Annotated in this window: 12 protein-coding genes; all 12 read left to right on the top strand. The window is 70.0% G+C overall.

Features of this window, described 5'->3' with window-relative positions; all coding sequences use genetic code 11:
- Positions 1–9: 9 nt before the first annotated feature.
- The 12 genes from hisF (at position 10) to pyk (ending at position 15,496) form a co-directional block, all read left to right on the top strand.
- Complete coding sequence (hisF, locus tag ACQ1RG_RS13805; RefSeq protein ID WP_009377175.1) at positions 10–774, top strand: imidazole glycerol phosphate synthase subunit HisF; 765 nt, start codon at positions 10–12, stop codon at positions 772–774.
- Entirely contained in the window at positions 771–1,139 is a 369-nt protein-coding gene (gene hisI, locus ACQ1RG_RS13800) for a phosphoribosyl-AMP cyclohydrolase (RefSeq protein WP_009377176.1), read from the top strand. The genes hisF and hisI overlap by 4 nt, the downstream gene beginning before the upstream one ends.
- Complete coding sequence (trpE, locus tag ACQ1RG_RS13795; RefSeq protein WP_009377177.1) at positions 1,120–2,688, top strand: anthranilate synthase component I; 1,569 nt, start codon at positions 1,120–1,122, stop codon at positions 2,686–2,688. The genes hisI and trpE overlap by 20 nt, the downstream gene beginning before the upstream one ends.
- Positions 2,685–3,212 carry a Trp biosynthesis-associated membrane protein gene (locus ACQ1RG_RS13790; protein ID WP_009377178.1) on the top strand — a complete coding sequence of 176 codons (528 nt, stop codon included), beginning with the start codon at positions 2,685–2,687 and terminating at the stop codon, positions 3,210–3,212. The genes trpE and ACQ1RG_RS13790 overlap by 4 nt, the downstream gene beginning before the upstream one ends.
- 122 nt (positions 3,213–3,334) lie before the next feature.
- Complete coding sequence (locus ACQ1RG_RS13785) at positions 3,335–3,604, top strand: HGxxPAAW family protein (RefSeq protein WP_009377179.1); 270 nt, start codon at positions 3,335–3,337, stop codon at positions 3,602–3,604.
- Positions 3,601–4,389 (top strand): indole-3-glycerol phosphate synthase TrpC, encoded by a 789-nt coding sequence (gene trpC / locus ACQ1RG_RS13780; RefSeq protein WP_009377180.1) that lies wholly within the window; start codon positions 3,601–3,603, stop codon positions 4,387–4,389. The genes ACQ1RG_RS13785 and trpC overlap by 4 nt, the downstream gene beginning before the upstream one ends.
- A gap of 36 nt (positions 4,390–4,425) precedes the next feature.
- Positions 4,426–5,637, top strand: coding sequence for a tryptophan synthase subunit beta (gene trpB / locus ACQ1RG_RS13775; protein ID WP_009377181.1), 1,212 nt, complete (start codon positions 4,426–4,428; stop codon positions 5,635–5,637).
- Positions 5,634–6,413, top strand: coding sequence for a tryptophan synthase subunit alpha (gene trpA / locus ACQ1RG_RS13770; protein ID WP_430600168.1), 780 nt, complete (start codon positions 5,634–5,636; stop codon positions 6,411–6,413). Before trpB ends, trpA begins: the two co-directional genes overlap by 4 nt.
- Entirely contained in the window at positions 6,410–7,534 is a 1,125-nt protein-coding gene (lgt, locus tag ACQ1RG_RS13765; RefSeq protein WP_009377183.1) for a prolipoprotein diacylglyceryl transferase, read from the top strand. Before trpA ends, lgt begins: the two co-directional genes overlap by 4 nt.
- 187 nt (positions 7,535–7,721) lie before the next feature.
- Positions 7,722–12,407 carry a glutamate synthase large subunit gene (gene gltB / locus ACQ1RG_RS13760; RefSeq protein WP_009377184.1) on the top strand — a complete coding sequence of 1,562 codons (4,686 nt, stop codon included), beginning with the start codon at positions 7,722–7,724 and terminating at the stop codon, positions 12,405–12,407.
- The gene (locus ACQ1RG_RS13755; RefSeq protein WP_009377185.1) at positions 12,400–13,842 is read left to right on the top strand and encodes a glutamate synthase subunit beta; all 1,443 of its coding nucleotides are present in this window, start codon (positions 12,400–12,402) and stop codon (positions 13,840–13,842) included. The genes gltB and ACQ1RG_RS13755 overlap by 8 nt, the downstream gene beginning before the upstream one ends.
- 115 nt (positions 13,843–13,957) lie before the next feature.
- Positions 13,958–15,496, top strand: a complete 1,539-nt coding sequence (gene pyk, locus ACQ1RG_RS13750) for a pyruvate kinase (protein ID WP_430600167.1) — start codon at positions 13,958–13,960, stop codon at positions 15,494–15,496.
- Positions 15,497–15,615 lie beyond the last annotated feature (119 nt).

Genomic DNA, 15,615 nt, shown 5'->3' with positions numbered 1-15,615 from the left:
GAGAAGACCATGGTTGCCGTGAGAGTCATCCCGTGCCTCGACGTCGACGCCGGACGCGTCGTCAAGGGCGTGCGCTTCGCCGAGCTCCGCGACGCCGGGGACCCCGTCGAACTCGCCCGCGTCTACGGTGAGGCGGGTGCCGACGAGCTCACGTTCCTCGACGTCACCGCGAGCAGCGGCGACCGTGAGACCGTCCACGACATCGTCGCCGCGTGCGCCGAGGAGGTCTTCATCCCGCTCACCGTCGGCGGCGGCGTGCGCAGCGTCTCCGACGTCGACCGGCTCCTGCGCGACGGCGCGGACAAGGTCTCCGTCAACACCTCGGCGGTCGCGGACCCGCAGCTCATCAGCGACATCTCCCGTCACTTCGGCAACCAGGTGCTCGTCCTCTCCCTCGATGCCCGGCGGACCCGGGGCGGTGAGACCCCGTCGGGCTTCGAAGTGACCATCCGCGGCGGCCGGGAGGGCACGAGCCGCGACGCGATCGAGTGGATCCGCGAGGCGGCCGAGCGCGGGGTCGGCGAGGTGCTGCTCAACTCGATCGACGCCGACGGCACCCGTGAGGGCTTCGACCTCGAACTCATCTCCGCCGCCCGGGCGGCGGTGAGCGTGCCGCTCATCGCCTCGGGCGGGGCGGGGAGGGTCGAACACTTCGCCCCCGCGGTGCGGGCCGGAGCCGACGCCGTGCTCGCCGCCAGCGTCTTCCACTACGGCACGCTCCACATCGACGAGGTCAAGGCCGCGCTCGCGGCAGAGGGGTTCGAGGTCCGATGAGCGGGCGGCAGATCGACGCGACCCCGGAGAACTGGCGGGAGGTCATCACGTTCGGACCCGACGGGCTCGCCCCCGTCGTCGTCCAGGAGGCGACGACACGGGACGTCCTCATGCTCGCGTGGATGGACCGCACAGCCATCGAACGCACCCTGGCCGAGCGGCGGGCCGTCTACTGGTCGCGCTCACGGCAGGAGCACTGGGTCAAAGGGGAGACCTCCGGCCACACCCAGGCGCTCGTCTCGCTCGCCCTCGACTGCGACGCCGACGCGCTGCTCATGGTCGTCGACCAGACCGGACCCGCATGCCACACCCTCACCGACACCTGCTTCACAGGAAGGACGATCAGTGACGATCCCGACGACTGAGTCCGGCCTCGACATCCGCCCCGACCTTGCCGGCTTCAGGGCCGCCGGGGCGACGGCGCGACTCGTGCCCGTCCACGCGGAGGTGCTCGCCGACGCCGAGACCCCGCTCAGCCTCTACCGGAAGCTCACCGACGGCACCCCCGGGTCGTTCCTCTTCGAATCCGCCGAGGCCGGTGCGTGGGCGCGCTACTCGTTCATCGGCTCCGCGCCCGTGGCCACCCTGGTCTCGACGTCCGAGGGCTTCCGCTGGGAGGGCACCCCTCCCGTCGGAGTGCCCCGCACCGGCAGCGTCCTCGATGCGGTCGCGGCCACCCTCGAGCTGCTCCGGATCGAGTCGAGCGACCTGCCGCCGATGGTCTCGAGCCTCGTCGGGTACTTCGGGTGGGACATCATCCGAGAGGTCGAGAAGCTCGGCGACCCGCAGCCCGACGAACACCGGCTGCCGACCGTGCAGCTGATGATCCCCGGGGACATCGCCGTCTACGACCACTACTCGGGCACGCTCACCCTCGTCGCCAACGTCGTCAACGTCGACGGGGCGGAGACCGGGATCGACGACGCCTACGCCTCCGGGGTCGCTCGGATCGAGGCGATGCTCGCCCGCATCACCGCCCCCGCCCCCGCCGAGGTGCGCGTGCCGGAAGCGGTGACCCCGCAGGTGCGCACCCGCACCCCGCGTGAGACGTACCTCGAAGGTGTGCGCAGGGCCAAGCAGGACATCGTCGACGGTGAGATCTTCCAGGTCGTCCTCGGGCAGCGCTTCGACACGGACTGCGACGCCGAGGCGCTCATGGTCTACCGGATGCTGCGGCGGGCGAACCCCTCGCCGTTCATGTACCTCCTCGACCTCCACGACTCAGACGGACAGCCGGTGAGCATCATCGGCTCCTCGCCCGAGGCGCTCGTCACGGTGCGCCAGGGCACCGTCGTCACCCACCCCATCGCCGGTTCCCGGCCCCGCGGGGCGAACCCGGAGGAGGACGACCGTCTCGCCCGCGAACTCCTCGCCGACGAGAAGGAGCGCGCCGAGCACCTCATGCTCGTCGACCTCGCCCGCAACGACCTCGCGAAGGTCTGTCGGGCCGGCACGATCGACGTGAGCGCGTTCATGGACATCGAACGGTTCAGCCACATCATGCACATCTCCTCGACCGTGCGCGGCGAACTCGAGGACGGACACGGGGCCGTCGACGTGCTCACGGCGACCTTCCCCGCCGGCACGCTGTCCGGGGCCCCGAAGCCGCGCGCCCTGCAGATCATCGACGAACTCGAGGTCGTCGGGCGCGGACTCTACGGGGGAGTCGTCGGGTACCTCTCCTTCACCGGCGACCTCGACCTCGCGATCGCCATCCGCACCGGGGTCCTCCGCGACGGAGTGATGAGCGTCTTCGCCGGCGGCGGCATCGTCGCCGACTCCGTGCCCGAGACCGAATACGAGGAGTCGGAGAACAAGGCGGCCGCCGTCCTCACCGCGGCAGCCGCGGCCGGACGCGCCCACCGGGTGGCCTCCTCTCCGGATGCCGCCACGGCCGCGGGAGGTCGACGATGACGAAGTCCCGCGGAGTCCTCCTCATCCTCGTCGTCGCAGCCGCCCTCTGGGCGATCACGCTCGCCACCTGGCAGACCGGGGCGGCGAGCGACACGCTCGGCCCCTCCGGGGTCGCGCTGCCCAGCCAGACGGAGACGAGCCAGGCCTCGCCGATCGCCACCGCATGCGTGGCGATCATCGCGGTGTGCGGGCTGCTCTCGGCGATGTTCGGGAAGGTCGGCCGCATCGTCGTCCTCACCTTCGCCCTCCTCGCAGCGCTCGGCTACGGGATGACCGCGATCACCGCGATGGGGGCCGAGGGTGCGACCTCGTGGCCGCTCGTCGCCCTCATCGGTGCGGTCCTCGCCGTCGTCGTCATCGGTTGGGTCGTCGTGTCCTCGCGCACATGGTCGGGGTCGAACCGCTACGCCCGCACGGCGCAGGCCGAGGACGGTGACTTCGACTCTGCGGCGACGTGGGATGCGCTCTCCCGCGGTGAAGAGGTCGAACGCGGCGACGACGAGGATCCGCCGCGGAGGACGTGAGGGGTGACGCGTTGTGGCCCGGAGGCGCCGACCCCGATCCCAGGTGCCGGGTCGATGCCAACTCGGGGCGTCGGACGTGACACAATGAGAGAGTACTTGAGCACGTCAGCGTAAGGAGCGCCATGTCGCAATCCGTCGCCCGTTCGGGCGCCACCGATCTCGATAAGTCCACGATCGACTACGCCGCCATCGCCGACCCCGGCCACGGCAACTCCGTCGCCGGCTGGACCGGTGTCATCATCATGCTCGTGGGACTGTCGATCGGCTGCGTGGGCTTCACGATCCACAACCCGACGATCGTCTACGCAGGCGGCGGGGTCGCCGTCGTCGGCCTCATCGTCGGCATGATCCTGCGCGCCGTCGGACTGGGAACCAAGCCGAAGCGCCGATGACCGTCCTCGATGACATCATCGTCGGCGTCCGCGAGGACCTCGAGGCGCGTCGCCGCGAGGTCCCGCTGTCCGCGGTCGTCGAGTCCGCCCGTGCGGCGGCTCCGGTGCGCACCTTCGACCTCGACGCCGACTTCGGCGTCATCGCCGAGGTCAAGCGCCGCTCACCCTCGCGCGGCGACCTCGCCGACATCCCGGACCCCGGCACTCTCGCCGGCCTCTACGCCGCCGGCGGAGCCCGGGCGATCAGCGTCCTCACCGAGGGCCGTCGCTTCTCCGGCAGCCTCGCCGACCTCGACGCCGTCCGGGCGGCCGTCGACGTGCCGGTGCTGCGCAAGGACTTCATGGTCGACGAGTACCAGTTCCACGAGGCCCGTGCCCACGGGGCCGACCTCGTCCTCCTCATCGTCGCCGCTCTCTCCCCGGCGCAGCTGCGCGACTTCCACGACCTCGCGGCCTCCCTGGGCATGACGGCCCTCGTCGAGACCCACAGCGTCGCTGAGATGGAGACCGCGATCGACATCGGGGCCCGGCTCATCGGCGTCAACACCCGCAACCTCAAGGACCTCAGCGTCGACACGGCCCGGTTCGCGCCGCTCGCCGAGCTCGCCCCTGCCGGGTGCACGCTCGTCGCCGAGTCCGGAGTCGCCGGCGTCGGCGACGTCGACGCCTACGCCCGCGCCGGTGCCGACGCCGTGCTCGTCGGCGAGGCACTCGTCCGCGACGGCGACCCGCAGGCCGCCGTGGCCTCCTACACCGCAGCGGGCCGCGCGCATCAGCGCGCCTGAGACCCTGACCGCAGGCACACGAACCGAAGGACAGCCATGACTGAGACCACGGAGACCGGACCGTACTTCGGTGCGTTCGGCGGGAGGTTCATTCCCGAAGCCCTCATCCCGGCGCTCGACGAGATCGAGGAGACCTGGCGGAAGTCCCAGGTCGATCCGGAGTTCACCGAAGAGCTCCGTGACCTGCAGCTGCGCTACATCGGTCGGCCCAGCCTGCTCACCGAGGCGACGCGGTTCGCCGCTCACTGCGGGGGAGCCCGCGTCTTCCTCAAGCGCGAAGACCTCAACCACACCGGCAGCCACAAGATCAACAACGCGATCGGGCAGGCGCTGCTCGCGAAGCGGATGGGCAAGTCCCGGCTCATCGCCGAGACCGGCGCCGGTCAGCACGGGGTGGCCACCGCCACGGCCGCAGCACTGCTCGGCATGGAGTGCGAGGTCTACATGGGCGAGGAGGACACCCGCAGGCAGGCCCTCAACGTCGCCCGCATGCGCCTGCTCGGGGCGAAGGTCAACGCCGTCGCCAACGGCACGCGCACCCTCAAGGACGCGATGAACGAGGCGATGCGCGACTGGGTCGCCAATGTCGGCAGCACCCACTACGTCATCGGCACCGTCGCCGGCCCCCACCCGTTCCCCGCCATGGTCCGCGCCTTCCAGCAGGTCATCGGCACTGAGGCGCGCGAACAGCTCCTCGAGACCGTCGGCCGACTGCCCGACGCTGTGTGCGCGTGTGTGGGAGGCGGGTCGAACGCGATGGGCATCTTCGCGGCCTTCCTCCCCGATGAGGACGTGAGCATCTTCGGCTTCGAGGCCGGGGGAGAGGGCATCGAGTCCGGCCGCCACGCCGCCCGGTTCTCCGGCGGACGGCCCGGGGTCCTCCACGGCTCAGCCACGTACATCCTCCAGGACGAGGACGGTCAGACCCGACCCTCGCATTCGGTCTCCGCGGGCCTCGACTATCCCTCGGTGGGGCCCGAGCACTCGCACCTCCACGACACCGGCCGCGTCGTCTACGAACCGGTCATGGACGACGAGGCGATGACCGCCCTCCAGCTGCTCGCCCGCACCGAGGGCATCATCCCCGCGATCGAATCCGCCCACGCCCTGGCCGGGGCGATGCGGGTGGGTGAGCGGCTCGGACCCGAGGCGATCATCCTCGTCAACCTCTCGGGACGCGGCGACAAGGACATGACCACGGCAGCGACGTGGTTCGACTACTTCGACGAAGGAGCAGTGCAGGTATGACGACGACCGGAGAGACCCTCGACGCGGTCGCCGAGGCGGGGCGCAGTGCCGCCCTCATCGGCTACCTGCCCGTCGGCTTCCCCACCGTCGAGGGATCGATCGAGGCGATGACCGCTCTCGTCGAATCCGGCGTCGACATCGTCGAAGTCGGCCTGCCCTACTCCGACCCCGGGATGGACGGACCCGTCATCCAACGGGCCGCCGAGGCGGCACTGGAGGGCGGCGTGCGCACGAAGGACGTCTTCACCGCCGTCTCCGCCGTCGCCGAGGCGGGCGGCACCGCCGTCGTCATGAGCTACTGGAACCTCGTCCTCCAATACGGGGTCTCCGCGTTCGCCCGTGACCTCGCCGCCGCCGGGGGAGCGGGGATCATCACCCCCGACCTCATCCCCGACGAGGCCGGAGAGTGGATGGCCGCGGCCGACGACCACGGCCTCGACCGGATCTTCCTCGCCGCGCCGTCGTCGACGCCCGAGCGCATCGCCACGATCGTCGACGCCAGCCGCGGCTTCGTCTACGCGGCCTCGACGATGGGAGTGACCGGGGTCCGCTCGAGCGTCGACGACCATGCCCGCGACCTCGTCGCCCGCCTCCGCGAGGCCGGTGCCCCGCACGTGTGCGTCGGACTCGGCGTCTCGAACTGCGAACAGGCAGCCGAGGTGGCCGCCTACGCCGACGGCGTCATCGTCGGCTCCGCCCTCATCCGCGCCCTCGACGAGGGCGGGGTCCCCGCCCTGCGCACACTTGCCGGCGAACTCCGGGAGGGCTGCGCATGAGCGACGTCGATCTCGTGGCCGAGATTCCCTCCCCGAGCTGGAGCGGCTTCTCGATCGGCCCGCTGACGATCCACGCCTACGCACTCTGCATCCTCGCGGGCATCCTCCTCGCCCTGTGGCTGACCTCGAGGCGCTGGCGCGCCCGCGGCGGCCACGAGGACGACCTGTGGAACATCGCGATCATCACGGTGCCCGCCGGCATCATCGGCGGACGCCTCTACCACATCTTCTCCACCCCCGACCCGTACTTCGGGCCGAACGGGAACCCGCTCGACGCGCTGAAGATCTGGAACGGCGGTCTCGGGATCTGGGGTGCCGTGGCCCTCGGCATGCTCGCCGCGTGGGCGGTCGCCCGATACCAGGGGATCAGGATCCTGCCGTTCCTCGACGCCGCCGCCCCCGGGCTCATCCTCGCCCAGGCCGTGGGCCGGTGGGGCAACTGGTTCAACCAGGAGCTCTTCGGGTCCCCGACGACCCTGCCGTGGGGTCTGCGCATCGACAAGTACGTCGACGGTCAGCTCAATCCCAACTGGCCCGACCCCGCGCTGCCCGCCGACACCCTCTTCCAGCCGACCTTCCTCTACGAATCCCTGTGGAACCTCGCCGGCTGCTTCATCCTCATCGTCGCCGCCCGCAGGTTCCGCCTCGGCCACGGTCAGGTCTTCGCGCTCTACATCTGCTACTACACGCTCGGCCGCGTGTGGATCGAGGCCCTGCGCATCGACGATGCCGAACTCGTCCTCGGGCTGCGGCTCAACATCTGGACGTCGATCCTCGTCTTCGCCGTCGGACTCATCTGGTTCCTCGTCTCCCGCTCCCGGCACAAGGAGCCCGAGACCTCGGTCTACGTTCCCGGCGCCCGAGCGCTTGCGAAGCACGGCCGGCACGAGGACGACGGATCCGACCACCCGAGCGCTCCGACGCCCGGACAGGCCGACGACGCGTCGCCGAGGCGGGCCGACAGACCGTCGCCGCGGTCCGATCGGAGGCAGAGGACGGGACGCGGTGAGGACGAGAAGCCCGGATTCGGGTTCTTCGGAGCAGTCACCTCGGCGATCTCGATCATCCCCGACGTCCGCTCGCGATCACGGGGAACGGAGGACGAAAAGTCCGGTCAGTGAGACGTTCTGGTCCACCTTTCGGTCCTTTCACGTTTTCGCCCACGCCGTCACGGGGTGTAGATTGGAAGCTCACACGTGAGAACCACGTCACACCTGTGCCCGAAGGACGACCTTCTGAGGGCGCGATGAAGCCAGTTCGAGACAGCGTCGTCTGCTGGAAGTTGACTAGACCCCGTGAAGGCAGCCGATGTCCCGTGACCCCTCAACGACCCCCGAGTTCCCGCAGCACCGCACCGGACTCTACGATCCCGCGCTCGAGCACGACGCCTGCGGGCTCGCCCTCATCGTCCGGTACCGCGGGGAGGCCGACCACCTCGTCGTCGAACAGGCCCTGAGCGCGCTGCGCAAGCTCGAACACCGCGGAGGCATCGCCTCCGACGAAGGCACCGGCGACGGAGCAGGCATCACGCTGCAGATCCCGCACGACTACTTCGCCGAGGTGCTCGCCGCCGACGGCATCACCCTCCCCGAGGCGGGAGAGTACGCCGTGGGCATCGGCTTCTTCTCCCAGGACTACCGCCGCGACCTCACCGGCGGACCGATGGCCGAGAGCGACGCGGACTTCCCGACCGCCGGTCATGAGCCGCTCGCCGACGAAGAGGCGCTCGTGCGCCGCATCGCCGCCGAGGAGGGGCTCACCGTCCTCGCGATCCGCGACGTCCCCCGCGACGAATCCGTCCTCGGCGACATCGCACGGGCGACCCAGCCGCACATGCGCCACGTCTTCTTCGGCATCGACCCCCGCTACCCGGCCCGGGATGCCGACGACCTGCGCCGACGGGCCTACATCGTGCGCAAGCGGACCGACCATGCCGGCATCTACTTCCCGTCGCTGTCGCCGGCGACGATCACCTACAAGGGCATGCTCGCGACCGGTCAGCTCGCCCCGTACTACACCGAACTCCACGATGAGCGGGTGACCTCGCGCATCGCACTCGTCCACTCGCGATTCTCGACGAACACGTTCCCGTCGTGGCAGCTCGCCCAGCCCTTCGGCACGATCGCCCACAACGGCGAGATCAACACCGTGCGCGGCAACCGCAACTGGATGCGCGCCCGTGAATCGCACCTCGCCTCGGACCTGCTCGCCTCCCCGGTGCCCGAGACCGACTCGAGCCTCGAGCGGCTCTTCCCGATCGTCCCGCCCGGGGCGTCGGACTCCGCATCGTTCAACGCCGTGCTCGAGCTCATGGTCGCCGCCGGCCGGCCTCTGCCGCAGGCCATGCTCATGATGATCCCCGAGGCGTGGGAGAACAATCCGGGCATGGGCGAGTCCCGCAAGGCCTTCTACGAGTACCACTCGCTGCTCATGGAGCCGTGGGACGGACCCGCCTGCGTCGGCTTCACCGACGGACGCATCGCCGGTGCCGTGCTCGACCGCAACGGACTGCGCCCCGCCCGCTACGTCATGACCTCGGACACGGTCGTACTCGCCAGCGAGATCGGCGTCGTCGACCTCCCCGAGGACGACATCGTCGGGCGCGGTCGGCTCACCCCGGGCCGGATGTTCCTCGTCGACACGGAATCCGAGCGGATCATCTCCGACACGGAGATCAAGAACCAGCTCGCCACCCAGCACCCGTACGCCGACTGGGTCGCGGACTCGTCGAAGCGGCTCGAGGACCTGCCCACCCGCGTCCACGTCAGGCATCCGCAGTCCTCGGTGCGCCGCCGTCAGCGGACCTTCGGCTACACCGAGGAGGAGCTGCGCCTGCTCATCTCCCCGATGGCCGAGACCGGGGTCGAACCGCTGGGCGCGATGGGCACCGACACCGCGATCGCGGGGCTGTCCACCCGGCCCCGACTCCTCTTCGACTACTTCCACCAGAACTTCGCGCAGGTGACGAACCCACCGCTCGACTCGATCCGCGAGCACATCGTCACAAGCATGTCCGCGGGGCTTGGCCGGGAGGGCAACCTGCTCGAGCACTCGCGCCCGGACTCTGCGCACATCATGATCTCGCGTCCCGTCATCGACAACGACGAGCTCGCGGCGATCGCCCACGTCCAGGGCGCCCACCTCGGCGTGGACAATCCCCGGCCGACCGTGACGCTCTCGGGCCTCTTCTCCGTCAATGCCGGACCCGACGCGATGGAGCGGCGCATCGAGGAGCTGTGCGCCGAAGCCGATGCCGCGGTCGAGGCCGGTGCCGTGTTCATCATCTTAAGCGACCGCGACTCGACGGCCGACCTCGCCCCGATCCCCTCGCTCCTGCTCACCTCCGCCCTCCACCACCATCTCGTGCGCCAGCGCACCCGCACCCGGGTGAGCATCGTCGTCGAGGCCGGTGACGTCCGCGAGGTCCACCATGTCGCGACCCTCGTGAGCTTCGGAGCTTCGGCGGTCAACCCGTACCTCGTCATGGAGACCGCCGAGGCGCTCGTGCGGGCCGACCGGCTGCGCGGGGTGAGCGAGGAGGCGGCCGTGGCCAACGTCCTCGGGGCGCTGAACAAGGGCCTGCTCAAGATCATGTCGAAGATGGGCATCTCGACCGTGCAGTCCTACCACGGTGCGCAGACCTTCGAGGCGATCGGCCTGTCCGAGGAGTTCATCGACCGGTACTTCACCTCGACCCCGCACCAGCTCGGGGGCAAGGGCATGACGGAGATCGCCGCCGAGGCGAGCGCCCGCCACGCCGACTCCTACCGCGACGACCACCCGCGGCCCTCCCACCGGCCGCTGCGCGTCGGCGGGGAGTACCAGTGGCGGCGTGAGGGTCCCGGGCACCTGTTCAACCCGGAGACGATCTTCAAGCTCCAGCACGCGACGGCGACGAAGCGCTACGACATCTTCGAGGAGTACACGAAGGCCATCGACGACCAGTCACGGGAGCTCATGACCCTGCGCGGCCTCCTCGACCTCGTCCCCGGCCCCGACGGACCGATCGACATCTCCGAGGTCGAACCCGCCTCGGCGATCATGAAGCGGTTCTCCACCGGAGCGATGAGCTACGGCTCGATCTCGAAGGAGGCCCACGAGACCCTGGCGATCGCGATGAACCGGATCGGGGGCAAGTCGAACACCGGCGAGGGCGGCGAGGACACCGAGAGGCTCCTCGACCCCGAGCGCCGCTCGGCGATCAAGCAGGTCGCCTCGGGCCGGTTCGGGGTGACCAGCCACTACCTCACCGAGGCCGACGACCTGCAGATCAAGATGGCGCAGGGCGCAAAGCCCGGCGAGGGCGGACAGCTGCCCGGCGAGAAGGTCTACCCGTGGATCGCGAAGACCCGCCATGCCACGCCCGGCGTGGGCCTGATCTCCCCGCCCCCGCACCACGACATCTACTCGATCGAGGACCTCGCTCAGCTCATCTACGACCTCGGCCGGGCCAACGCCCGCGCCCGGGTCCACGTCAAGCTCGTCTCCGCCGTCGGAGTGGGCACGGTCGCCGCCGGCGTGGCGAAGGCCGGCGCCGACGTCGTCCTCATCTCCGGCCACGACGGGGGGACGGGTGCGAGCCCGCTCAACTCGCTCAAGCATGCCGGGACCCCGTGGGAGCTCGGGCTCGCCGAGGCGCAGCAGACGCTCATCCTCAACGGCCTGCGCGAGAAGGTCGCCGTTCAGGTCGACGGCCAGCTCAAGACCGGGCGCGACGTCATCATCGCCGCCCTGCTCGGGGCCGAGGAGTTCGGCTTCGCGACGACGGCCCTCGTCGTCTCCGGGTGCATCATGATGCGCGTGTGCCACAAGGACACGTGCCCGGTCGGGGTGGCCACCCAGAACCCCGTCCTGCGATCGCGCTACCAGGGGCAGGCCGACCACGTCGTCAACTTCTTCACGTTCATCGCCGAGGAGGTCCGCGGCTACCTCGCCCAGCTCGGCTTCCGGTCCCTCGATGAGGCGATCGGAGCCGTCGAACGGCTGCGCATCGATGAGGAGCGGGCCGAGGCCTCGGGGCTCAACCTCCACCTCGACCAGATCCTCACCGTTCCCGGCGACCTCTCCGGAGACGTGTCGGTCAACCGGAAGAGCACAGGCCAGGTCTTCCGCACCTTCGCAGGCGAAGTCGACCTCACCTTCCTCGAGCAGGCGGAGGACGCCATCGCGACGAAGGCCCCGGTGACGATCAGCGCCTCGGTCGTCAACACCGACCGCAGCGTCGGCACCCTGCTCGGCCACCACGTGACGAAGACGTGGGCGGAGCGGGGACTGCCCGAGGACACGATCCGCCTTGAACTCCACGGCACCGCGGGGCAGTCCCTCGGCGCGTACCTCCCGCAGGGCGTGAGCATCGAGCTCTCCGGCGACGCCAACGACTACGTCGGCAAGGGTCTGTCCGGGGGCACCGTGAGCGTCCACCCGGACCCGGAGAACCGGACCCGGCCCGAGCACAACGTCATCGCCGGCAACGTCATCGGCTACGGCGCGACCGCGGGCAAGCTCTTCATCTCCGGCCAGGTGGGGGAGCGGTTCATGGTCCGCAACTCCGGCGCCGAGGCGGTCGTCGAGGGCATCGGCGACCACGGACTCGAGTACATGACCGGAGGGATCGCCGTCATCCTCGGCGGCACCGGACGCAACTTCGCCGCCGGCATGTCCGGGGGCACCGCGTACGTCCTCGACTTCAACCCGGCCCGGCTCAACCCCGACGAGCGCGCCGCCGGCGTCTTCCGCTTCACCGGCGTCGGCGTCGACGACATGGAGGTCCTCGAGCGCCTCCTCGGCGAGCACCTCGAATGGACCGGCTCCCCGCTGGCCGGCGAGCTGCTTGCGGGTCTGCGCCGCGGGGAGGACGTCCTCTCGCGGTTCACGAAGATCATTCCCGTCGCCTACCAGGCGGTGCGCGACATCCAATCCGAGCTGCTCGCCGAGGGCGAGCTGCCCGACTCCGAGGCCGCCTGGCACAAGATTCTGGAGGTCACCCATGGCTGATCCGCACGGATTCCTCACCGTTCCCCGCCGCGAGCTGCCCGAGCGCCGCCCGGTGCCCATCCGCCTCCTCGACTACCGCGAGGTCTACGAGGCGGGCGATCCCGACCAGCTGCGCCGGCAGGCCTCGCGCTGCATGGACTGCGGGGTGCCGTTCTGCCATCAGGGCTGCCCGCTGGGCAACCTCATCCCGGAGTTCAACGATGCGATGTACCGCGGGGAGCTGCCGCGCGCCGTCGACCTCCTCCACGCGACGAACAACTTCCCCGAATTCACCGGCCGGGCGTGTCCGGCGCCGTGTGAGAACGCGTGCGTGCTCAGCATCAACCAGCCCGCTGTGACGATCAAGCAGGTCGAGGTGAGCATCGTCGACCAGGGCTTCGCCGCCGGTCTCATCCAGCCCGAGATCCCCGACCGGATCACCGGGCACACCGTCGCCGTCATCGGCTCGGGCCCGGCGGGACTCGCCGCAGCCCAGCAGCTCACCCGCGCCGGGCACACGGTCGTCGTCTACGAACGCGACGACCGCCTCGGCGGGCTGCTCCGGTACGGGATCCCCGACTTCAAGCTCGAGAAGCAGCACATCGACCGCAGGCTGTCCCAGATGCGGGCCGAGGGCACCCGGTTCGAGACCGGCGTCGAGATCGGCGTCGACCTCACGCTCGAGGAGCTGCGCTCCCGCTTCGACGCGGTCATCGTGTGCACGGGTGCGACCGTGCCCCGGGACATGCCCGTCGAGGGTCGTGAGCTCGACGGCGTTGAGTTCGCGATGGACTACCTTGTGCCCTCGAACCGGGCGCAGGCCGGGGACGAGCCGACCCCGATCGACGCCGAGGGCAAGCACGTCATCATCATCGGCGGCGGCGACACCGGTGCGGACTGCCTCGGCACCGCGCTGCGGCAGAAGGCCGCCTCGGTGACGACGCTGGCGATCGGGGCGAAGCCGCCGGCCGAACGCAGCGAACGGGACCCGTGGCCGACGGTGCCGCGGATCTTCGAGGTCCAGACCTCCCACGAGGAGGGCGGCGAGCGGAAGTACCTCGCCTCGACGACGGGATTCGTCGGCGACGCCGAGGGCCGGGTCAACGGGATCGCGGTCGCTGAGACCCAGTTCGTCGACGGTCGCCGCATCCCGACGCCTGGCACCGAGCATCGTCTCGACGCCGACCTCGTACTCCTCGCGCTCGGCTTCTCCGGACCCGAAGCCGAGGTGCTCGGGCTCGACGTCGCCGAGACGGGAGCCTTCGCCCGCGACGACTCCTATGCCGCCTCGGCGCCCGGTGTCTTCGTCGCCGGAGACGCCGGCCGCGGGCAGTCGCTCATCGTCTGGGCGATCGCCGAGGGGCGGGCCGCGGCCGCCGAGGTCGACCGGTTCCTCACGGGGTCGACGCGGTTGCCGGAACCGGTCCGTCCCCGCGACACCGGTTTCAAAGGCTAGAATGATCTGTGTCACAGACTGAGAACGAGCACATCGGTGTGCGCGGCCTCCGCGGGCGGAATCGACCGCCCGCGGAGGGTCGATCGTCCATCGCGGTGCAGGTAGGGTGGAATGCATGAGGCGAGCAAAGATAGTCGCAACACTGGGTCCGAATCAGAATTCCTACGAAGACATCCGCACACTCGTCGATGAGGGCGTCGACGTCGCGAGGTTCAACCTCAGCCACGGTCGCCGCGAAGAGCACGAGGAGAAGTTCGCCTGGGTCCGACAGGCCGCCCTCGACACCGGTCGGGCGGTCGCCGTCCTCCTCGATCTCCAGGGTCCCAAGATCCGCGTGGGGACCTTCGAGAACGGCAAGGAGATCCTCGAGGACGGGCAGACGTTCACGATCACCAGCCGCGACGTCCCCGGGACATCCGAGGTCGTAAGCACGACGCTGAAAACCCTGCCCTCCGACGTCTCGGTGGGCGATCCCCTTCTCGTCGACGACGGCCGGCTGCGGCTGCGGGCGACCGCGGTGACCGAGACCGACGTCGTCACCGAGGTCGAGATCGGCGGTCCGATCTCCAACCACAAGGGCATCAACCTCCCCGGCGTCCCGGTCTCCGTTCCGGCGCTGTCGGAGAAGGACATCGAGGACCTCAAGTGGGGTCTCGGGCTCGGCTTCGACTGGGTCGCGCTCTCCTTCGTCCGCAGCACCGAGGACATCGACGACGTCCACGCCGTCATGGACGAGGTCGGGGTCCGTGCCCCGGTCATCGCGAAGCTCGAGAAGCCGCAGGCCGTCGAGCAGCTCGACGCGGTCATCGACGCCTTCGACGGGATCATGGTCGCCCGCGGCGACCTCGGCGTCGAACTCCCGCTCGAACAGGTCCCCATCGTTCAGAAGCGGGCGGTCGAGATCGCCCGTCAGCAGGCCAAGCCCGTCATCGTCGCCACGCAGATGCTCGAGACGATGATCGAGGCCTCGCGCCCCACCCGCGCCGAGGCGAGCGACTGCGCGAACGCCGTCCTCGACGGTGCCGATGCGCTCATGCTCTCCGGCGAGACCTCGGTGGGCGCGCACTGGGTCGAGGCGATCCGGACGATGAGCCGGATCATCTCCTCGACCGAGGAGCACGGGCTCGATCGGATCCGTCCGCTCGGCACCGTCCCGCACACGAAGGGCGGGGCCGTCACGGCCGCGGCCGTCCGGATCGCTGAGCAGCTCGACATCGATCTCCTCTGCACCTTCTCGCAGACCGGTGACTCGGTGCGGCGGATGTCGCGGCTGCGTCCGCGGTGGCCGATCCTCGGCTTCACCCCCGATGCGCAGGTCCGCCACCAGCTGGCACTCACCTGGGGTGTGCGTCCCTACCTCGTGAAGTCGGTGCGTCACACCGACCAGATGGCCCGTCAGGTCGACGCGGTGCTCCTCGCCGACGGAACCGCCCGCGAGGGCGACCAGTCGATCCTCGTAGCCGGCTCGCCCCCCGGAATCCCGGGCTCGACGAACGCACTGCGGATCCACACGATGGGCGATGCGGCCAAGGGTGTCGCCGCCGCGTACGCGGACGACTCGGACAGCGACGAGGATCCCCTCGCCGGATACGGGGTCGTCCCGGAGGCGCCGATCACCCGGGACATCCCCATCGTGGGCGGCGACAGGAGCTGAGTCGCCAGCAGCGGGTGAGGGCCCGGTCGGAGGACACTCCGGCCGGGCCCTCTGCGTTGTCTCAGAATGTCATCCATGTCACCTCAGTTTGCGGAATTCGACAGATTGCTCAACAGTTG

This window comes from Brevibacterium sp. K72 (assembly GCF_050562175.1).
GTDB classification, from domain to species: Bacteria; Actinomycetota; Actinomycetes; order Actinomycetales; family Brevibacteriaceae; genus Brevibacterium; species Brevibacterium casei.
Note: the sequence above shows the minus strand (reverse complement) of the source record. Positions and strands in the feature narration are given on the sequence as shown.